Genomic DNA, 18,938 nt, shown 5'->3' with positions numbered 1-18,938 from the left:
CTATATTGTCATATTTACGGAAGAGAATAGAAAAAAGCGGATATAATAGGAAGGTGATGAGCAGTCATGCTATATCGTAAATTTACAGCAAATGATTTTGAGTTATATTACCAATTAGTTTCTAATGAGCGAGTGATGGCCCAGATTACAGAAAGAGCTATTCCGTTAGAAGAGGCAAAGGCTGACTTTGAGAAATTATTGATCCGCAATGACAAGAATCAGATCTTTGGATCATATGCTTTTTTTCAACCAGCCTCAGAAGTATTTATAGGGCTTGGTCATGTGACTTTAACGGAGCAAGAGCTTGCTGAAGCAGAACTTGGCTATATGCTTTTGCCAGAACATTGGGGGAAGGGATATGGCGGTCTGGTTGCGGATAGATTGATGTCATTAGTGAAGCATACAGATATAAAGGTAATAAAGGCAATTATAGATCCTGCTAATAGAGCCTCGAGAAAAATATTAGTGAGTAGAGGATTTACTTCAGCATGGATTGGAGAAATAGAAGGCCTGCCAGGAGAGATTTTGAAGAAAGTTCTTTAATAGTCTAGAAGGTATTATTTGAAAATTCATTTAAAAAGTTGTTGTGTACTTTTAAACGTTCCCGTATTATCTAATTTATATGTATTTATAAAGGAGTATTAGATTTATGCAATCAAGAATTTCTTTTTCAACTTATGCTCTAATTGGGACGATGCTTTTTGGTATGTTTTTTGGAGCGGGAAACTTAATTTTTCCTATTCAGCTTGGACAGCTTGCGGGAACAAACTTTTGGCTTGCGCTAGCTGGCTTTTTAGTAACAGCGATTGGGCTTCCTTTTCTCGGTATATTAGCAATTGGCTTATCAGGAAGCAATGGCCTGCGCGAGCTTTCAAGTCGCGTTCATCCAGTGTTCGGATTTCTCTTCTCGTTATTTCTTTATTTAACGATTGGTCCATTCTTTGCTATTCCACGTACAGCGACAGTTCCATTTGCAATAGGGATTGAACCGTTTGTCGCTAATAGCCATATTGCTTTATTTTTAGCTATTTTTAGTTTTCTTTTCTTTTTACTGGTTTACTATTTTTCCTTAAATCCGGCAAAGATTATGGATGTGATTGGGAAATATCTGACTCCTGCTTTTCTGCTGTTTTTATTTTTATTAATAATAGTAAGTGTTGTTCGCCCGATGGGGAGCTTTCAAGAGCCACAGGGAGCATATCTAAATAATGCTTTTATGACAGGTTTTAAAGAAGGATACAACACCATGGATGCTCTAGCATCTCTAGCCTTTGGTATAGTGGTGATTAGCGCTATTAAAGGGAAGGGGATTATGGATGTAAAGAGTATTGCGAAGACAACATGGAAATCAGGAATATTTGCCATGCTGCTAATGATGCTTATCTACGGATTTATCACTTATATGGGTTCTTCTAGTGTACAAGCTGTAGGAACTTTTGAAAATGGCGGACTTATCTTTGCTGCAGTAGCTAAGCATTATTTTGGTCCTTTTGGCGGCATTTTGCTTGCGGTTATCATTGTGCTTGCCTGTTTAAAAACAAGTATTGGATTAATAACGTCTTGTAGTGAATTTTTTCATGAAGTATTTCCGAAGATTGGCTATAAGACTTTTGTGCTTAGTCTATGTGTTGTTTCTTTCTTATTTGCCAATTTAGGCTTAAATAAAATTATTCTATTTGCAGTACCTGTGCTCATGTTCTTATACCCTTTAGCAATTGTGCTTATCATACTTGCTCTTTTTTCGCCATTATTCAAAGGCAAGCAAAGTGTGTACCTAACGGCAATGGTGCTAACATTCTTTGTAAGTATATTGGATGGCTATCAAGCACTTGTAAAAAGCATCCCAGAAGCTAAGCTTAGCTTTTTTGAGGAGATTGGTCATTTTTACGAGAATATTCTCCCCTTTTACGAGATAGGGTTAGGCTGGGTTTTACCCGCCCTTATTGGTGCGGTGATTGGATATTTCGTTCGTAAATAGTACGCAGAGGGCGGTTCTCCTGCATTCCATAGAGGAAGCGGGAGGACCGTCTTTTTATTACCATATTTATCAAGTTTATTATTTGATAAACATTCTAAATAATACACCGATAGTAATAGTGCTATTAGTGTTTTATAAAAGAGTCAAGGGATGTCATGTAAGTTAGGGTGGTAGCTTATAACAGGTCAATCTGTAATTAGGTGTAGTAAATACTCTTTATTAAGAGTATTTTTTTAACGCTTAATGATTCTACTTGGGGGAAGCAGAGCAATATAAAGAAAATGAACAGGGAACAAGGGTGAAAGGTATGAAAATAAAATTAAAGCTAGGAACAAAAATAAATATAATTGTTTTTGCAATTATTATTGTTCTGTCTGGGGTTATCGGTTTTTTAGTAAATCAGGAAATAACAAGAGGAATGAAACAATTTGCTACAGAGAAAGCAAAAGGGGATATTGGACTTGCTTATCGGTATATAAATAATAAATATCCAGGTGATTGGGAAATCAAAGAAGATAAACTATATAAAGGAAATACGGTTCTCAATGATAATTTTGAGGTTGTAGATAAAATAGGCGCGGATACTGGTGATACCGTAACTGTTTTCCAAGGAGATACACGCATTGCGACGAATGTCATGATGAATGGAGAACGAGCAATTGGCACACAGGCCTCCCCAGAAGTTGTGAGTACAGTATTAGATCAAGGAGAAAGATTTTATGGGGAAGCAAATGTAGTTGGCCAATTGTATCAAACTGCGTACATGCCTCTAGAGAACAAAGCAGGAGAAGTTATTGGAATTCTATATGTTGGAGCTTCTCAAGAAATTATTGATAGTATTATATCCTCCTTTTTATGGAAGTTTATCGTGGTCTTGGTGATGATGATAGTGTTAGCCTCTGTTGTCGTATACTTCTATACAAGTCAATTGAAAAAGAGACTTTCTAATTTAACAGCTGCCTTAAAATTGGCTGGAGAAGGCGACTTTACAAACAATATTCAAGACAATGCTGGTGATGAATTAAGTCTCTTGTCAGATAGCTATAATAAAATGGCAGACAACCTTAAGTTGATGGTCAATGAATTGATGTTGTCCTCTGAGCGACTTGCTTCTTCTTCAGAAGAATTAACAGCAAGTGCGGAAGAGACTAGCAAAGCAACAGAGACCATAACAGAATCTATACAGCAAGTTGCGGATGGGGCAGATCAATCGACTACTAGTGTTCAGGAAAGCTCGTTTGCTTTAGAAGAGGTCTCAAAAGGGATTCAATCAATTGCCGCTAATGCTGTTATTATTACTGATATGAGTAAAAGTACAACAGAGAAGGCAAAGGAAGGCAGCTTTTTTGTGGATAAGACTGTAAACCAAATACACGAAATCAATCGTTCTGTGGCAATAAGTGGAAAGGTAATGAAGAATTTAGATAATCGATCCCAAGAGATTGAAGAAATTACAAAGGTCATTACAGATATTGCGAACCAGACAAATTTATTAGCATTAAATGCGGCCATAGAAGCGGCTAGAGCTGGAGAACATGGGAAAGGCTTTGCGGTAGTTGCAGATGAAGTGAGAAAATTAGCAGAGCAATCTCAAAAATCATCTTCTCAAATTGCCTTATTGATTAAAACAATACAGGAAGATATGACACAATCCAATCAATCGATGGAAAAAGTAAATACGGATGTAAAAGCAGGATTGGAAGTTGTTAATCAAACAAAGGATAATTTTCAAGAGATTTATCACTTTATGGAAAAAATGACAGAGTTGACGGAGGATATGGCGGCAACCTCTGAACAAATTTCTGCAAGTACGCACCAAGTTTCATCAACCGTATCTGGAATCATTAACATATCAGAGAATACTTCTATGCATTCTCAAAATGTGGCAGCTTCAGCAGAAGAACAGCTTGCATCCATGGAAGAAATTGCGTCCTCTGCTTCCGACTTATCGAATTTAGCGGAGAATTTACAAGAACTAATTAGTAGATTTAAAGTATAAGAATATGAAGGGACGATACTCCTGCTTTTCTTCGGGAAGGAGGGAGAACTGTCCCTTTGTGTATGCTAAGTCAGCAATAAAACCAAAGAATTAATGGCAAAGTCAATATTGATTCATCATTTGCTGAATTCTCCTTTTTATTTCATTTCTTATGTCTGTGGGTTCGATCACTTCTAAATAATTCCCGTAGGATAATAGGTAGCTGTATAACCATTCCCCTTTTATATGAGAGGTGCAAATGATATGATAGCCATCCTTCTCTTTTGAGATATACTTTTCCTCAAATTCATCATAAATCCGATAACTGGCTCTGGAACTAATTCTGAGCACTAAGTCTGCCCATTCTAAATAATCCCCATCCAAAGAATCATTTAAAATTAATTCTTCCGTTTTTTTATGTTGTCATAAATTTCATTAGTTAAAGCTATATTAGACATACGGTTTATTTTAAAAGTTCTATTCGCCGATTTTTCTAGGCAAAAACCTTCTAAATACCAGGCTTTATCCTTAAACAATAATTTTGTCGCAAGAATTCGCCGTAAGCTCTTTTCCCCATTCGAATTGATATAGTGAAACGAGAGGATATGACGCTCTAGAATGGCTTGTCTAAAAAGGGAGAAGTATTCCTTTCTTTTTGTATCACTGCCCCATGCTGAAAAATCTACCTCAATCCACTTAGTTTCGCTTTTTTGAAATAGATGACTTAGTTTCGCTAAAATATCGCTTGTATCTGGGTAATTAGTGGCAGATAGACTTTGCAGGGAAAATAGTATTTCATCCTGCTCTTTGTCTAAAAGGAGTGATTTGTTGAGTACAAACTGATCCATCAAGGTAATTCCGCCACCTTTACCTTGGGTTGTATAAATAGGAATGCCAGACTCCGTAAGAACTTCAATATCGCGGTATATAGTTCGAACAGATACTTCAAGTTTATCGGCTAGTTCGTTAGCCGTGATCATTTTTCTTTCTAGCAATATATAGATAATTTGAAACAGTCTACTTATTTTCATGGGAAGACTCCTTATTGTGGAATATGGAGAGAAACGGAAGAACCGCTCCTCTGTCACCATTTTAATGGTGGTTTATCTAATTGAGCTTCTATTCCTAATTCTTCGGCTGCTGCTAAAATAAATTCTTTGCGGAAGAAGTAGCTTTGGTGGCTGACGATTTTGCCATTCTCGATTTCTTGTATTTGAATATCGTGAATTTTTAATTGCCCATCGATTTCTGCTAATACAATAATAACAGGTTTTCCCCATAAGATTTTTGACATTGCTGTATGTCCGGGTAATCCGTAGATGAGAGAGCCGTTACGCATTTCGTCTTTGGAATACTCTTGGAAGCCAAGGAAAGCTTCATTTTGAGCATAATCACTATAAAGACGTAACATCTTATCTAAATTTCCTTCATTGAATGCCTGCAGGTAAGCTTGAATAGTTTCTTTTTGTGCAAAATTAGCTTCTGTATATGTTTCAGAATTAGAAAAGTCTAAGGATTTAATTTTTTTTCGAGCGCGTTGAACGGAAGAATAGACCCCGCCTGGAGTACTTTTTACAATTCCTGCAACTTCTTCGGCGCTAAAATGAAAAACATCTAGAAGAAGAAAGGCAGCTGTTTGTTTAGGCGTTAAATTTGATTCCAAAGAAAGTAGAATTTCTTCTAAGAGTAGATGATCTGTAAAAGCAACGGAAGGGGTTGGAATATCTTCTAAGATTCCAATCTCTCTTTTCCTTTTTCTACACTGATCAATCCAAGTATTTGTCGCGATTCGAAAAAGATAGTTCTTTTTATCTGTAATCTCATGCCACCTTTGTGGAACCATTCCAAATGATTTAATAATTGTATCTTGAAATAAATCTTCTCCATCCCAAGGGGAACCTGTAACATATTTACAATAGTTCCATAAGGATTCGGAGTAGGATGAAATCATTTCTTCCAATTCATTTAATAATTTTCTTGATTCCTCTGTAAAATGCTTAGTGAACATTTTTTTCATTATTTTACCTCCTAAAGTCTTTTCCTATATATAACGGCCAGGTAGAACAAAATTAAACGGGTAAAATTATTTTTTTTATTAAGTGTATCATCCAAAGAAAAGAGAAGCGAGAAGCGAGAAGCGATCTCAAAATATGACATACTGTTGTCAGGTTAATTGGATTATACTAAGAATAAGAATAATTTTTAAAAGAGGATGGTTTGATGGAAACTAGATGTGCCTGGGCAAATTCCAGTGACTTGATGCGAGAATATCATGATAAAGAGTGGTGTATTCCAAGTCATAATGATCGATATTTGTTTGAAATGCTTGTACTAGAGGGAGCACAAGCTGGATTGTCTTGGTCAATCATTTTAAAAAAGCGAGAAGCATACAAAAAGGCCTTTCACGATTTCGATTTAGAATACTGTGCAAACCTAACAGAAACAGAGTTGGAAAATATCCGAATTAATACAGAGGTTGTGAAACATCCGTTAAAGATTAAATCAGTTAAAAGCAATGCCTTAGCAATGATAGAAATACAGAAAGAATACGGAAGTTTTGCTGAATTTTTATGGTCTTATGTAGATGGAAAACCAATCATATCAAATTGGCAGTATGACAGCGAAATACCAGCGCAAACTGACCTATCAAAGAAAGTCAGCAAAGATTTGAAAAAAAGAGGGTTTAAGTTTGTAGGACCCATAACTATCTATTCCTATCTACAAGCAGTCGGAATAGTCAACGACCACATAACTAGCTGTGCTTTTCATAAAGAATAAAGGAAATCGAGGAGGTTCTCCTGTTTTTGAAAGTATTCCAAGCTTTTAAACAAACTGGATAGGAATCTTACAAAAAAGTATCGAGAGTACAAGGGGAAGCTTGACTAAACCAGCGCTTTTCTTATAAGAAAAATATTCAGCAGAAAACAGAAAAATTGCCCCTCTACTTCCCATTTATGGTATAATAATGTTAATTAGATGAATGGAGGGTTGCTTTAAGATGTGGAATTCTATCTCGATTGTATACTTTATGTAACTAATTTTATAGTACTTAAAGGCTCTGCCTGTGTGTAGAGTAATCGGGATTAGTTTGCCTATTTTTAAAAGCAACCTTTCATTAACGTTATTTATAATGATGTGGTGTAAAAGGGGAGAATTATGCTCTCTTTTTATTAAAATGGAATAATATTTTCTTTAGAAACCCATTTTAGACTTAGGGTTTACTTTATATATATACTATTCCTCTTCCTTATTCCGATTGCTTCACACACAGGTGGCCACCTGTGTGTTTTTTTATGAACAGAATGGAGGAACAGGAATGGAAGGAAAACAAAAAGCGATAGTAGTAGGCGTTCATTATGATCAGAAAGAAGACTTTGCTAATTCAATGGAAGAGCTAATTCAATTGGCAGAAGCTTGTGATATAGAAGTAGTGGGAGAGATAACGCAGAAGTTGGATCGGGTTCATTCTGGACACTATATTGGGAAAGGGAAACTGCAGGAGTTAACTGCATTGCTTGCGGAGAAGGACGTGCAGGCTGTTCTTTTCAATGATGAGCTGTCTCCTTCCCAAGTTCGTAATTTAGAGGAAGCAACAGATTGCCGAATCATTGACAGAACAGTATTGATTTTAGATATATTTGCTCAAAGAGCGAAGACAAAAGAAGCGATGCTCCAGGTTGAAATCGCAAAATTGCAATATATGCTGCCTCGATTAGCTGGTTTAGGAGAATCACTAGGTCGTCAAGGAGGAGGATCTGGCCTTATAAATAGAGGGTCAGGGGAAACGAAGCTTGAATTGGATCGAAGACGGATTGAAGACAGAATTAGTCGCTTGCATAAAGAATTAGATACGCTCGTGGTCCAACGTAAAAACCAGCGAAAGATGCGAAAAAAGAAAGAGTTGCCAAGTATTGCACTCGTTGGCTATACGAATGCTGGGAAGTCGACTTTAATGAATGTGCTGCTTGAAAAATATCATGCTGCAACCGAGAAAATGGTGTTTGAAAAGAATATGCTCTTTGCAACCCTTGAAACATCAGTGCGCAATATTACATTGCCAAATAATAAATCCTTTTTATTAACAGATACAGTTGGATTTATTAGTAAATTACCGCACCAATTAGTAAAAGCATTCAGGTCGACCTTAGAGGAAGTGGCGGAAGCTGATTTGCTTATTCATGTCGTTGACTACTCTAATCCAAATTATCAAGAGCAAATCAATGTGACTAATAAGACTTTAAAAGAGCTTAACGCGGAAAATATCCCAGCTATCTATGCTTTTAATAAGATAGATTTAGCAGCAGGAGATACATCGATGGCAGGAACAGATGGAGTTTACCTTTCTGCTAAAAGGCAAATTGGAATAAATGAACTAGTGGAAGCTATTTCTAAAAATGTCTTTAAGCAGTATATTTCCTGTGAAATGACTATCCCGTATGATAAAGGGAATGTATTATCCTATTTGACGGAAAAGGCAAATATCCTTTCAACAGAATATAAGGAAGAAGGAATATTCCTATCTATCGAATGCAAAGAAGAAGACTATAATCGTTATCGAGAATACGTAATATAAAATACGCAGAGGGACGTTTTACGGCTTCTATTTTTGAAAAAGGGAAGCGCAAGAACCGTCCCTCTGCTCTCATTCTACATCCTGCAAGTACATAGAAAAATCTGCTGCCTCTCCGTTTACTATTAAGGATCCATCATCGGTGAAACGGGGCATGACTAGGCGTTCTTTTATGTTATTGAATATGGGTAGTTCCTTTAAATTTTCATTTTCTAATTGATATAGTTTAACTGTATCTGTATTTTTTTCCACTACACTTAATGCGATGTAATTTTTATAGACAGCATAAGTAGTGAAAGGTGGTGTGTGGATTTCATGGAATTCTCCATTAGAGAGATCAATATACCCTAAAATAGATGGTCCCTCATCCTCATTTGAAAAGGCTGCATATATTTTATTATTTATTAAAGTAACGTTTTCAGCTGCTTTATAGGGAACGCTATATTTCCCAACTTGTTTTCGGCTGGTTAGATTATAGACAAAAAACTCCGTTTTATTTCTGTTATTTGATTTAAACTGCTCAGGAATAACAAGTAAATTACGATTTAAATCAGCTTTACTGTTTCTGGCAATTCCCGTGAAACCATGAATGCTAGTTTCCTTAAGTGTTGATAAATTTAACTGCTTATATCCAGAAGTATCATCATAAATTAATGTATTTCCTTTCAATTGAACATCTCCTATAATGTCTTTTTTATATTCTTTCTGCGACAGTGTTTTTCGATTTTTAATAAAAAGCTTATTATTTCTTTCTCCCCACACAAGCCAATGCGCATTTGCTGTCAGTGCATATGTATCAATGTTTGCACTAGATTCGACAAGTACTTGCTGTGAGTGCGATGTGAGGGAATAAGAATAAATGTTTTTTTTATCAGCATAAATCAATTCGTTCGTTTCCTTTATATAGAAAGAATGGATTAAAGATGAATAATCAACATTTGGTATAGTTACTTTTTCCAGCGGTGTATGAAAAGAAGAGTGTGTTGAAAGCCGGTTTACTAGAGAAGGACTAATTAAAATAAGGAGAAGACTAATAATGGCAACTACACTAAATATTGGACGGACTATTCGTTTTCTTTGATTAATATTTTGCATTTGCTGGTTTGCATTTCGTAAAATCTTTTGTTTGTTTTCTTCGGAAAGGGTGATATCCGCTGGGATTGTTTCATCAAATAATTGTTTAATGTTCTTTGGCATGATTTATCTCCTCCTCACTCATGGTTAGTTGTGCTTTCTTCCGTCCTCTCGCTAGTCTAGTTTTAACCGTATTGCTGGAACAGTTTAATATCTCGCTGATTTCCTGTGTAGATAATTCAGCATAGTAATATAACCATAAGACTTCCTTATACTTTATTGGCAGTTTATTAAGTAAGTCGGCAAGATAATTTTTACTTTCTTGTTTTAAATAGGCTTCTTCGGGTGTTTCTTTATGGATCAGAAAAGTGTTCTTAATCTTCGAAACTTCGACTTTTCGATAAGCCCAGCTTTTAAAGTAGTTTCGGCATTCATTTACCGTTATACGATATAAATATGTTTTCACACTAGATCGACCTTCAAATTGATCAAGCTGCAAATAATAACGAATAAACACATCCTGCACAATGTCCTTTGCTTTTTCCCTATCTTTCACAAGGGCGTAGGCAAGTCGGGATAAATAATGGCCATATGCATCCATCGCGTTTGTAAGCAATTTATCTTTTTCTTGCTTCTCCACAATTCCCTCTCCTTTCTACCTACAGATTAGACAAAACAAACAGACGAACGGTTTCTTTTTTTACAAATTTATTCTAGCACTACGAAGGCAATGTCGTTCATATACTTAAAATAGAAGAAAAAGGGGGAATCTATGGAGATGAATATTCTTGATTGTATAGTTATTGGTGGTGGTCCAGCTGGGATGAGTGCTGCGCTGACACTGGGGAGAGCGAGAAGAAGTGTGGCTATTTTTGATGATGGGACGAATAGAAATAGAGTAAGTCATGAATCACATGGCTTTCTAACAAGAGATGGAATAAATCCGCAGATGTTTAAGGATTTAGGGATGAATGATTTAATGAATTATCCGAGCATTTCTCCCTATAAGGATACGGTAACGGAAATTGAAAAGTTAAGAGAGGCTGAAGTGTTTCTTGTTAAAACGAAAAAACATAAAGAATACTTAGCAGATAAAATCATTTTAGCGACTGGTGTGCAAGAGGTCATTCCCATTCCTAATGCGAGACAATATTATGGGAAAAGCCTTTTTAGCTGCCCATACTGCGATGGCTGGGAGCTAAGAGATCAAGCTCTTCTTATTATTGCTTACACGGAAGCACAAGCATTACATATGGGAAGGTTAGTTTATAATTGGTCGAAGGATTTAGTAATAGCAACAAATGGTGCAGCGATTTCCCAAAATACAAAAGAAATATTTCTTAAGCGGAATGTTCCAATCGTTACCGAACCAATAAAGAGCTTAATAGGAGAAAACGGGTATCTTCAGCAAGTTGTATTTACATCAGGAAGGCAGATTAATAGAACGGGGGGCTTTGTTTCTCCTTCTTATTATCGTTCCAATCAGTTTGTCGAGCAGCTAAGATTAGATGTCCATGAAAATGGAGTGCTAGTAACAGATGGATCAGGGAGAACATCCCAAAAGAATGTTTATGTTGCTGGAGAAACCGAAAAAGAAGGGGCATCATCCTTACTATTTGCTGCTGCTGATGGAAGCAAAGCAGCTATAGCCGTAAATACTGATCTTATGCTGGAAAGATTCTAAAGGAATCAAATGGCCAACTTCTTATGCTCCTATTGTTTCAAAAAGGGAAGTTAAGAACCTTCCCATCTGATTCTTTATCCTCTCGTCATTGGTAACGAATTACTGCTTTTCTTAACCAATAAATATTGAATAACATCAATGTTGCTGGCTTTAAAGGAAGCGGCACAAGCTTGCAAATACAAGTCCCACATGCGGATAAAGCGTTCATCCTTTGTTTTCCTGATTTCCTCTAGGTTAGCGATAAAGTTAGCATGCCATATTTCTAATGTTTTTTGATAATGGCGACGAAGGCTTTCTAAGTCTACTAATTGCAGATTTTCAGCTGTCATATGGCTGACTAGCTCCGCAACCCCAGGAATATAGCCTCCAGGAAAAATATATTTATTGATCCAAGCATTAGTCGCGCCACCTTGCTGGCGTGAAATTCCATGAATTAAGGCTGCCCCATCGTCTTTTAGCAATTGGTGTACCTGGTGGAAATAGGCTTGGAGATTTTCTTTGCCTACATGTTCAAACATCCCAACACTAGTGATGCGGTCAAAGGTCCTATCCTTTAAATCCCGATAATCCATTAAATAGACGGTTATGCTTTCCGATAATCCTTTTTCCTTAGCTAATTGGGTAACATAATTATACTGTTCTTGGCTCAAAGTAATGCCGGTTGCCTTCACCTGATAATCTTTTACCGCAGTAAAAATAAGATTCCCCCATCCGCAGCCAATGTCTAATAGATGCTGGCCCGGAGATAGATTTAATTTTTTTAAAATATGATCCACCTTATTTTGCTGTGCGGTTTCTAATGTGTCTTCTGGGTTTTTGAAATAGGCACAGGAATAAGTCATGGAACGGTCTAGCCATAGTTTATAAAAGTCATTGCCGATATCGTAATGATTTTGGATATCTTCTTTACTTCGCGCTTTCGTATGAGATTGTTTGGGAACAAATTTCCTAAACTTATTATTTTGCATAAAGCTAGATGCATTTTCATAGGCAGACGCAATTAAATCCTCGATACTTCCCTTTATTTCAATCTTCCCGTCCATGTAAGCCTCTCCTAAAGCTAATGACGCGTTATTGTGAATGTCTTTAATACGAATAGGTTTCCTAAAAATAAGCTCTATTGCAGGATCGCCGTTACCATAAACAGCTGATTTTCCATCCCAATAAGTAACCTTCACTGGAATGGTGAAGGAATTGCTTAGAATAGTTTTATATATAGATTTCTCGAACACACCATTCACCCCTTACTCTTATGTTATATGTATAATTTTACCTCTATTCCATGAAATATGTGTTCGATATGCTCAAACGAGAAAATGGATACTTTAGGAAAAAAATTATCCATCTACAAGAATGAGAATGATAAAATAGAGACAAACATCATGAGAGGAAAGAGGTGGAATGAAATTGCAATTTATAACAGCAAGCGCCAAGATGCTTGAAGAAGTTAATGATATCTATATCAAATGCAGAGAAAATCTAATTAAGCATGATATTTTCCAATGGGATGATCATTATCCGAATAGAGGCTATTTTCAAGACTGTATCGAAAATAAGATGCTATTCGTTTTATTAGAAGAGGATAAGATAGTGGGACATGTGGTATTAAATGAATGGCAAACAGAGGAATGGCAGTCCATTCCATGGAATGGAAATAATCCTTTGATTATTCACTCTCTTATGCTTAATCCCCGTTACCAAGGAAAAGGGATAGGAGCAATCATGGTCCAGCATATGGAGGAATATGCTCTTGCCAAAGGATATGATAGCATCCGATTAGATGTATTTTCAGGAAACCCTCAAGCTTTAAAGTTATATAAAAAGCATAGTTATATAGAAAAAGGGGAAGTTTTCTTTGCCTCTAAGCCTATTGGGCATCAAAAATATCTTTGTATGGAGAAGGAATTGATATGAATATTACCGCCATTACTGAAACCAACCGTGAAAAAGTAAAATTATTTTTCCAATCTCATTGGGGAAGCCCTGAAATGGTACTTTCTACAGGTATCTATGATTGCAGTGCTTTAGATGGATTTATTGCCTGGAATAAAGAAGGGGAAATGATTGGTTTAATAACCTATATTTTAAGAGATACGGAGTGTGAAGTTATCTCTTTAGACAGTATCGAAGAAGGAAAGGGTGTTGGGACAAAGCTTTTACATACTGTTGAACAAACAGCCAAACAAGTCCTATGTGATCAGGTCAAAATAGTTACAACAAATGATAATTTACTAGCTTTAAAGTTTTACCAAAAAAGGGGCTATTGTTTAGCAGAATTGCTCTTAGACGCAGTAAAAGAAGCTAGAAAAATTAAACCAGAAATCCCCTTCCTCGGAAACGATGGTATTCCTATTAGAGATGAAGTGGTGCTCATAAAAAATCTATTAACAACCAAAGTGAATGAAAGGTGAAGATAGTGTCTATATCATTGGAAGTTTATGAAGAAAAATATAAGCAGCAATTAGAAGAATATCTTTTGTCAGATGAACAGCTATATTATACAAGTACGCCGCTTGATGCTTTAGAGAAATGTTTAATGGAAGAGGATCGTCACCCTATTGTTATCTTAAATGATGGGATGGTTGCGGGCTTTTTTGTCCTTCATGGATGGGAGGGAGTAAAAGCGTATAGTGACAATAAAGAAGCTATTCTTATGCGAGCTTATTCTATCCAGCATTCATTTCAGGGGCAAGGAATAGGCAGGGAATCAATGGAACAATTAATCCCCTTTGTGAAAAAGCATTTTCCTGCAAAAAAAGAAGCAATCTTGGCTGTGAATGTGAAAAATACTAGAGCGCAATATGTTTATCAGAAAGCAGGATTTGCTGATACAGGAAGAAGGGTAATGGGGCCAAAAGGAGAACAAATTATTCTCAGCAGAAAAGTGTAAGTAAGATTATTTCAAAAGAATAATCTGAAATAGTAGGAAAATCTAATTGTAATCCGAGAAAGTAATAGATGCTTTCTTGGATTTTTTTAGTTGGGTTGTAAATACAATAAATCGCTAAAGAAAGCCTCTTACCATATTAAAAGAAAATATTAAAAAAACAGAACCTAAAGGAGGTTTGTGTCGTCTAAACGTAATAGGAAAAAGGAGGAGGTTTTAGATGCTTGAGAAAAAGCACAATATGCATCAGAGAGAACAAATGAGCTCTGCCGATCCTCTTGAAAAGGAAGAACGCCTTATTTGGTTAATGGATGAGTACGGAAAAAGTGTTGTCCGATTAGCATATACTTATGTTCGCCATAAACAAATGGCAGAGGATATTGCCCAGGATGTATTTATAAAATGTTATGAAAATATCGATGATTTCCGAAACGAGGCATCCTATAAGACTTGGGTATACCGCATTACGGTAAATCGCTGTAAAGATGTATTAAAAAGTTGGTCTTATAAAAATATCCTTTTTGCAGACTTTCTTTCTTTTAAAAGAGATAGTAAAGAACAATCTGTAGAATCACAAATTCTTTTAAATGAGGAGAATCGTTACATCTCCGAGCAAGTCATTTCTTTATCTGTCCCACTTCGAGAAGTGATTATCCTGTATTATTATGAAGGTTTATCCCAATACGAAATAGCAGAATTACTAGAATTGAATGAGAATACGGTAAAGTCCAGGATGCATCGTGCACGTCAGAAGCTAAAAAAACTGCTTGATGGAGGAGATGGCAATGGATGAAAAACTAAAAAATTTAGATGAGAAAATGAATGGAACGATATTAAAGGAAATAAATTTTTCTGAGGAACAGAAGCAAAGGATATTGAAGCAGATTAATTATTCTGGAAAGAAAAGAAAAAGCCCATGGTTTGTTCATAAATATATTCCGGCAACAATTAGTGTAGTCATGATTATCCTTTTTTTTATTGGTATAAAAAGTCTTATGATAAATCAGAGTGTTTCAGCACAATATCGAGATAAAAAGGAAATTGTTGAAAGATTATCCCAAACATTTAAGCCTGTGCATACTGTTGTTGGCCAATTCGAGAATAGAATGAGAGATGGAGATAAAGCTAATACTATAACTTTTACATTAAATCTAGACAAAGAACTATATAAATCCAGCGAGAAAGTATGGACCGAAGATGGTTATCAAACAATAAATATATTATGGAAAGATGGAAAGCTAATCTATAAAAATTCCACAATAGGCGTTTCTGATGAAAAAAAATTAACAAAACAGGAATTTATAGAATCAGGATATTTAGGTTCCATTTTTGAAGGCAGAAAGTATATTTCACTTCTTGAAAATTATAATAATTGGAAATACAAGGAAGTTGAGCGGTTTGGGAGAGTGCTCTATCAGATTGAAGGTAAGCAGCCGGATAATACTCATTTTCCCAAGAAAGATGCTTTTGCTCTGACAGTAGATAAGGAAACAGGTATTATTTTGTATTTAGCTTTATATGATCAAAATGGCATGAGCAAAGTAATAATAGACACAATTGATATATGGATAAATAAGGAAGTTCCGGATGATATATTCCAACTTTTTTAAATAAGGAGTAATAAAAAGAAAGAGAGATAACCATGAAAAAACATAAGAAAATTACTATAAGTATATTATCTATTATTTTTATTAGCATATGTAGTTTTGTATTTTACTTGTATAAAACGATAGATAATACAGTAGATAAGGTTTACGAACCTATTGATGGAGAAACAAAAACGGAAAGTAAGCTAAGAAGTGAAAATGTCAAAAATAAAAAGCCTATCTCCATTTTATTAATGGGAGTGGATGAGCGGAAGAACGATGTGGGGAGAACTGATGCCTTGATTGTTATGACGTTAAATCCGGTGAAGGAAAAATTACAAATGATAAGTATACCGAGAGATACAAGAGCAGAAATAGTCGGAAACGGGGCGATTACTAGAATTAACTCCGCTTATGCGTTAGGGGGAGTGAAGATGGTATTAGATACAGTAGAGGGATTTACTGGGCAAAAATTGGACTATTATATAAAAATTAATATGGAAGCACTAAGTGGGATGGTCGATGCTTTAGGTGGCATAACCGTAGATAATGAAATTGAATGGCTTGATGAAGGGTACTACAAGAAAGGATATCATTATCAATTAGGAAATATAGATTTAGATGGGGAGCAGGCATTAGGTTATGTGAGAATGAGAAAACTGGACCCTAGAGGAGATTTTGGCAGGAATGAAAGACAAAGAAAGGTGATAGCAGCGATTATTGATAAAGGAACTAGTATCTCCTCAGTTACTAAATTTAAGGATATATTAGAGACTTTAGGTGAAAATGTGAAGACTAACATTCCCTTGAATGAGATGGTATCTATTGAAAGAAGTTATAAGAATACTAGAAATAGTATGGAACAATATGAAGTAAAAGGTGAGGATGCTTATATAGATGGTAAGTATTTCTTCGTGGTAAATGAAGCGGAAAGAAATCATGTTAAGGAAATGCTTGCGAATAATCTTTTAGACTGAGACGAGAAGAATTAAATATGCGTTCGACTGTGAAAATAAAGCAAGTATCCATCTACATTATGATTCTGGTGGAAAAGTAGGAAGGTTGATTCTGCTCTTAACGGACGGTAAGACTCCAACTGCCAGCTAATCCCGAATGAGAGAAAGATAGCAGGTATATCAAGAGCCAGTAAAAGCCAATAGAAAACGACTAGCCATTATTTTTATCAAATCGGTTCTCGTTCTATGCAAACATATTATAATAAGCTATATCTAAATAAAATGGGGAAGAAGGTTATTTTATATGGGTCCAATTAATCTATTAGAGCAATATATTGATGCGACAAATACGCATGACTTCGAAAATGTAGAACGGCTGCTGCACCCACAAGCGATCTATTGGTTCTCAGATCAAACATGCAGAAGTAAAGAGGAGATAAAAAATTATTTTGAGAATGCGTGGGACACTATTAAGGAAGAAAAGTATTCAGCTGCAGACATACAGTGGCTAGGTATGGGAAATGACACAGCAACATGCGTCTATCATTATCATTATGAAGGATATTATAAAGGCGAATTTATAAAAGGCAGTGGACGAGCAACGAATGTGTTCGTAAAAGATACAGATGGAAATTGGAAGATTATTCATGAGCATTTGAGCAGCTTGTAATACTGATTAAAAGGAAGATAAAGGCCAAAGTCCGTTTCCAATTATTCATTGTGAATTAGTGGAAACGGAATAGGCTGCAGTATAATCGAATGAATATTTAAAATTTTATTTTTCTAATGCTAACGTCATAAAAACACTATTCGGATCTTCGGTATAATCCGAAAATGGGCCGCAATACTCAAATCCTAAGCTTTCATATAGTTTTTTGGCTGGTAGAAAAGCATCCATGGAACCTGTCTCTAAACTTAATCGGCTATAGCCACGATTTTTGGCTTCTGCGATAATATGGAGGAGCAATTTTCTTGCTACTCCTTTTCGTAAATGATGAGGGGAGGTTTTCATAGACTTTATTTCTCCATGCTTGTTATCTAGCTCTTTTAATGCACCGCAGCCAGTTAGCTCTCCATCCTCCCATGCACTCCAAAAGGTTACATCTGGTTTTCTTAATCCTTCCACATCTAATGCATGAATGCTCTCAGGAGGGGAGTGGAGGGTCATGCTATGTAAATGATCCTCTAATAAAGCAATGATTTCTTTTGATGTAACAGGGTCGATTATAATGTGCATCCTCATCATCCTTTTCATTGTTTTACCTACTATTCTACTAATTTCCTGATTCAAGTGGAATAGCTTATTTGCATTTTGATTGGAAATATTTAATTAAATATCTTTAATTAAAAATATTTGCCTTTGAACCATTTTTTTTGTTATGATGTTCACATAGATTTAAATTTGTATAAGGGAAAGGAAAATGAAATAAATGAATGTATTAGTAGTAAAAGCAAACAATCGTCCGGCAGCTGAAGCTGTATCAAGCAAAATGTATGAAACATTTATGGAATCTGTTAAGGGTGCTGAAAACCTTAATGTGAATGTATATGATGTCTATGCAGAAGATACTCCTTATTTTGGTCAAGAATTATTTGATGCTTTCGGTAAAGTACAAAGCGGAGAAGAATTAACAGATATAGAGCAACGCTTATTAGCTGCAAAGCAAAAAGCGATGGATGCTTTAACAGCTGCTGATGTAGTAGTGTTCGCATTCCCACTTTGGAACTTAACTATTCCAGCTAAATTACAAACATTTATTGATTATGTATATGCTGCAGGCTTTGCCTTTAAATTTGATGCAGAAGGTAACATGATTCAATTAATGACAGATAAGAAAGCAATCCTTTTAAATGCTCGTGGCGGCGTTTATTCTACTCCAGAAGCTGCTTCTTCTGAAATGGCTGTTAACTATATGCGTGCTGTATTTGGTGGCGTATTTGGTATGGAAATCATTGATGAAGTTATTATCGAAGGTCATAACGCAATGCCTGATAAAGCTGCTTCTATCATTGAAGAAGGATTACAAAAAGTTGCTGCTGCTGGAAAGAAATTAGCAGCACAAACTGTTTAATAAATATTTAACTAGTTAAATAGATAAACTCCGTTTGAAATTAAGTTTTCAGACGGAGTTTTTTTATGGAAAAAAGATTATACTAGGAGAAGGAATGTTTAGGACATATGTCCTTTTCCTATTTTTAGAAATCGATTATCTTTAAAAAGGAAA

The 18,938-nt window shown here is 35.7% G+C and carries 21 protein-coding genes; 14 read left to right on the top strand and 7 right to left on the bottom strand.

Translation table 11 applies throughout. The features are described from left to right. Positions 1-66: 66 nt before the first annotated feature. The 3 genes from BCI01S_RS18870 to BCI01S_RS18860 all read left to right on the top strand — a co-directional run bounded on the left by BCI01S_RS18870 (position 67) and on the right by BCI01S_RS18860 (position 3,977). Complete coding sequence (locus BCI01S_RS18870) at positions 67-543, top strand: GNAT family N-acetyltransferase (protein WP_047943978.1); 477 nt, start codon at positions 67-69, stop codon at positions 541-543. 106 nt (positions 544-649) lie between these two features. After that, complete coding sequence (gene brnQ / locus BCI01S_RS18865; RefSeq protein WP_061800679.1) at positions 650-1,978, top strand: branched-chain amino acid transport system II carrier protein; 1,329 nt, start codon at positions 650-652, stop codon at positions 1,976-1,978. 307 nt (positions 1,979-2,285) lie between these two features. Beyond that, entirely contained in the window at positions 2,286-3,977 is a 1,692-nt protein-coding gene (locus BCI01S_RS18860) for a methyl-accepting chemotaxis protein (RefSeq protein WP_047944021.1), read from the top strand. A 102-nt stretch (positions 3,978-4,079) separates the two neighbouring features. On the opposite strand, the gene BCI01S_RS26250 is transcribed toward BCI01S_RS18860, so the two are convergent. From BCI01S_RS26250 to BCI01S_RS18850, 3 genes are read right to left on the bottom strand one after another with little or no spacing between them, the layout of a single operon-like run. Beyond that, on the bottom strand, positions 4,080-4,307 hold the full coding sequence (locus BCI01S_RS26250; RefSeq protein ID WP_268874871.1) for a WYL domain-containing protein: 228 nt from the start codon (positions 4,305-4,307) through the stop codon (positions 4,080-4,082). 47 nt (positions 4,308-4,354) lie between these two features. Beyond that, positions 4,355-4,987 (bottom strand): helix-turn-helix transcriptional regulator, encoded by a 633-nt coding sequence (locus BCI01S_RS18855; protein WP_268874870.1) that lies wholly within the window; start codon positions 4,985-4,987, stop codon positions 4,355-4,357. A gap of 53 nt (positions 4,988-5,040) precedes the next feature. Continuing rightward, a complete protein-coding gene (locus BCI01S_RS18850; protein WP_016201423.1) occupies positions 5,041-5,973 on the bottom strand; it encodes an RNA polymerase sigma factor in 933 nt (310 codons plus the stop codon). A gap of 203 nt (positions 5,974-6,176) precedes the next feature. Between BCI01S_RS18850 and BCI01S_RS18845 the strand changes: the two genes are divergently transcribed. Both BCI01S_RS18845 and hflX read left to right on the top strand, forming a co-directional pair. Further along, the gene (locus BCI01S_RS18845; protein WP_061800677.1) at positions 6,177-6,734 is read left to right on the top strand and encodes a DNA-3-methyladenine glycosylase I; all 558 of its coding nucleotides are present in this window, start codon (positions 6,177-6,179) and stop codon (positions 6,732-6,734) included. Positions 6,735-7,272: 538 nt separating this feature from the next. Further along, positions 7,273-8,529, top strand: coding sequence for a GTPase HflX (gene hflX, locus BCI01S_RS18840; RefSeq protein WP_061800745.1), 1,257 nt, complete (start codon positions 7,273-7,275; stop codon positions 8,527-8,529). Positions 8,530-8,598: 69 nt separating this feature from the next. On the opposite strand, the gene BCI01S_RS18835 is transcribed toward hflX, so the two are convergent. Both BCI01S_RS18835 and BCI01S_RS18830 read right to left on the bottom strand, forming a co-directional pair. After that, positions 8,599-9,723 (bottom strand): hypothetical protein, encoded by a 1,125-nt coding sequence (locus BCI01S_RS18835; RefSeq protein WP_061800675.1) that lies wholly within the window; start codon positions 9,721-9,723, stop codon positions 8,599-8,601. Further along, positions 9,707-10,240, bottom strand: a complete 534-nt coding sequence (locus tag BCI01S_RS18830; RefSeq protein WP_095320609.1) for a sigma-70 family RNA polymerase sigma factor — start codon at positions 10,238-10,240, stop codon at positions 9,707-9,709. The genes BCI01S_RS18835 and BCI01S_RS18830 overlap by 17 nt, the downstream gene beginning before the upstream one ends. A 138-nt stretch (positions 10,241-10,378) precedes the next feature. Between BCI01S_RS18830 and BCI01S_RS18825 the strand changes: the two genes are divergently transcribed. Then, positions 10,379-11,284 (top strand): NAD(P)/FAD-dependent oxidoreductase, encoded by a 906-nt coding sequence (locus tag BCI01S_RS18825; RefSeq protein WP_047944024.1) that lies wholly within the window; start codon positions 10,379-10,381, stop codon positions 11,282-11,284. A gap of 74 nt (positions 11,285-11,358) precedes the next feature. Here BCI01S_RS18825 and BCI01S_RS18820 read toward each other — a convergent pair whose 3' ends face one another. Then, positions 11,359-12,516 (bottom strand): class I SAM-dependent methyltransferase, encoded by a 1,158-nt coding sequence (locus BCI01S_RS18820; protein WP_016201418.1) that lies wholly within the window; start codon positions 12,514-12,516, stop codon positions 11,359-11,361. A gap of 175 nt (positions 12,517-12,691) precedes the next feature. Between BCI01S_RS18820 and BCI01S_RS18815 the strand changes: the two genes are divergently transcribed. From BCI01S_RS18815 to BCI01S_RS18785, 7 genes are all read left to right on the top strand, one after another. Continuing rightward, positions 12,692-13,198 (top strand): GNAT family N-acetyltransferase, encoded by a 507-nt coding sequence (locus BCI01S_RS18815; RefSeq protein WP_161798408.1) that lies wholly within the window; start codon positions 12,692-12,694, stop codon positions 13,196-13,198. Next, positions 13,195-13,695 carry a GNAT family N-acetyltransferase gene (locus tag BCI01S_RS18810; protein WP_061800674.1) on the top strand — a complete coding sequence of 167 codons (501 nt, stop codon included), beginning with the start codon at positions 13,195-13,197 and terminating at the stop codon, positions 13,693-13,695. The genes BCI01S_RS18815 and BCI01S_RS18810 overlap by 4 nt, the downstream gene beginning before the upstream one ends. Before the next feature lie 5 nt (positions 13,696-13,700). Then, complete coding sequence (locus BCI01S_RS18805) at positions 13,701-14,174, top strand: GNAT family N-acetyltransferase (protein WP_061800672.1); 474 nt, start codon at positions 13,701-13,703, stop codon at positions 14,172-14,174. A 217-nt stretch (positions 14,175-14,391) separates the two neighbouring features. Then, positions 14,392-14,964, top strand: coding sequence for a sigma-70 family RNA polymerase sigma factor (locus BCI01S_RS18800; RefSeq protein ID WP_082138416.1), 573 nt, complete (start codon positions 14,392-14,394; stop codon positions 14,962-14,964). Beyond that, a complete protein-coding gene (locus tag BCI01S_RS18795; RefSeq protein ID WP_061800670.1) occupies positions 14,957-15,781 on the top strand; it encodes a hypothetical protein in 825 nt (274 codons plus the stop codon). Before BCI01S_RS18800 ends, BCI01S_RS18795 begins: the two co-directional genes overlap by 8 nt. A gap of 32 nt (positions 15,782-15,813) precedes the next feature. Further along, complete coding sequence (locus BCI01S_RS18790; protein WP_047943987.1) at positions 15,814-16,734, top strand: LCP family glycopolymer transferase; 921 nt, start codon at positions 15,814-15,816, stop codon at positions 16,732-16,734. Positions 16,735-17,017: 283 nt separating this feature from the next. Continuing rightward, positions 17,018-17,383 carry a YybH family protein gene (locus BCI01S_RS18785; protein ID WP_061800669.1) on the top strand — a complete coding sequence of 122 codons (366 nt, stop codon included), beginning with the start codon at positions 17,018-17,020 and terminating at the stop codon, positions 17,381-17,383. Positions 17,384-17,488: 105 nt separating this feature from the next. On the opposite strand, the gene BCI01S_RS18780 is transcribed toward BCI01S_RS18785, so the two are convergent. Continuing rightward, entirely contained in the window at positions 17,489-17,950 is a 462-nt protein-coding gene (locus BCI01S_RS18780; protein WP_061800667.1) for a GNAT family N-acetyltransferase, read from the bottom strand. Positions 17,951-18,143: 193 nt separating this feature from the next. On the opposite strand from BCI01S_RS18780, the gene BCI01S_RS18775 reads away from it, so the two are divergent. Then, positions 18,144-18,785, top strand: a complete 642-nt coding sequence (locus BCI01S_RS18775; protein WP_061800665.1) for an FMN-dependent NADH-azoreductase — start codon at positions 18,144-18,146, stop codon at positions 18,783-18,785. Positions 18,786-18,938 lie beyond the last annotated feature (153 nt).

Origin of the sequence: Niallia circulans NBRC 13626 (assembly GCF_001591585.1) — a bacterium.
GTDB lineage: Bacteria > Bacillota > Bacilli > Bacillales > Cytobacillaceae > Niallia > Niallia circulans.
Note: the sequence above shows the minus strand (reverse complement) of the source record. Positions and strands in the feature narration are given on the sequence as shown.

Excerpts from the sequence above, each read along its gene's own strand:
- BCI01S_RS18870 (WP_047943978.1), top strand. The coding sequence starts at position 67 with ATGCTATATCGTAAATTTACAGCAAATGATTTTGAGTTATATTACCAA.
- brnQ (WP_061800679.1), top strand. The coding sequence starts at position 650 with ATGCAATCAAGAATTTCTTTTTCAACTTATGCTCTAATTGGGACGATG.
- BCI01S_RS18860 (WP_047944021.1), top strand. The coding sequence starts at position 2,286 with ATGAAAATAAAATTAAAGCTAGGAACAAAAATAAATATAATTGTTTTT.
- BCI01S_RS18855 (WP_268874870.1), bottom strand. The coding sequence starts at position 4,987 with ATGAAAATAAGTAGACTGTTTCAAATTATCTATATATTGCTAGAAAGA.
- BCI01S_RS18850 (WP_016201423.1), bottom strand. The coding sequence starts at position 5,973 with ATGAAAAAAATGTTCACTAAGCATTTTACAGAGGAATCAAGAAAATTA.
- BCI01S_RS18845 (WP_061800677.1), top strand. The coding sequence starts at position 6,177 with ATGGAAACTAGATGTGCCTGGGCAAATTCCAGTGACTTGATGCGAGAA.
- hflX (WP_061800745.1), top strand. The coding sequence starts at position 7,273 with ATGGAAGGAAAACAAAAAGCGATAGTAGTAGGCGTTCATTATGATCAG.
- BCI01S_RS18835 (WP_061800675.1), bottom strand. The coding sequence starts at position 9,723 with ATGCCAAAGAACATTAAACAATTATTTGATGAAACAATCCCAGCGGAT.
- BCI01S_RS18825 (WP_047944024.1), top strand. The coding sequence starts at position 10,379 with ATGAATATTCTTGATTGTATAGTTATTGGTGGTGGTCCAGCTGGGATG.
- BCI01S_RS18810 (WP_061800674.1), top strand. The coding sequence starts at position 13,195 with ATGAATATTACCGCCATTACTGAAACCAACCGTGAAAAAGTAAAATTA.
- BCI01S_RS18800 (WP_082138416.1), top strand. The coding sequence starts at position 14,392 with ATGCTTGAGAAAAAGCACAATATGCATCAGAGAGAACAAATGAGCTCT.
- BCI01S_RS18795 (WP_061800670.1), top strand. The coding sequence starts at position 14,957 with ATGGATGAAAAACTAAAAAATTTAGATGAGAAAATGAATGGAACGATA.
- BCI01S_RS18790 (WP_047943987.1), top strand. The coding sequence starts at position 15,814 with ATGAAAAAACATAAGAAAATTACTATAAGTATATTATCTATTATTTTT.
- BCI01S_RS18785 (WP_061800669.1), top strand. The coding sequence starts at position 17,018 with ATGGGTCCAATTAATCTATTAGAGCAATATATTGATGCGACAAATACG.
- BCI01S_RS18780 (WP_061800667.1), bottom strand. The coding sequence starts at position 17,950 with ATGCACATTATAATCGACCCTGTTACATCAAAAGAAATCATTGCTTTA.
- BCI01S_RS18775 (WP_061800665.1), top strand. The coding sequence starts at position 18,144 with ATGAATGTATTAGTAGTAAAAGCAAACAATCGTCCGGCAGCTGAAGCT.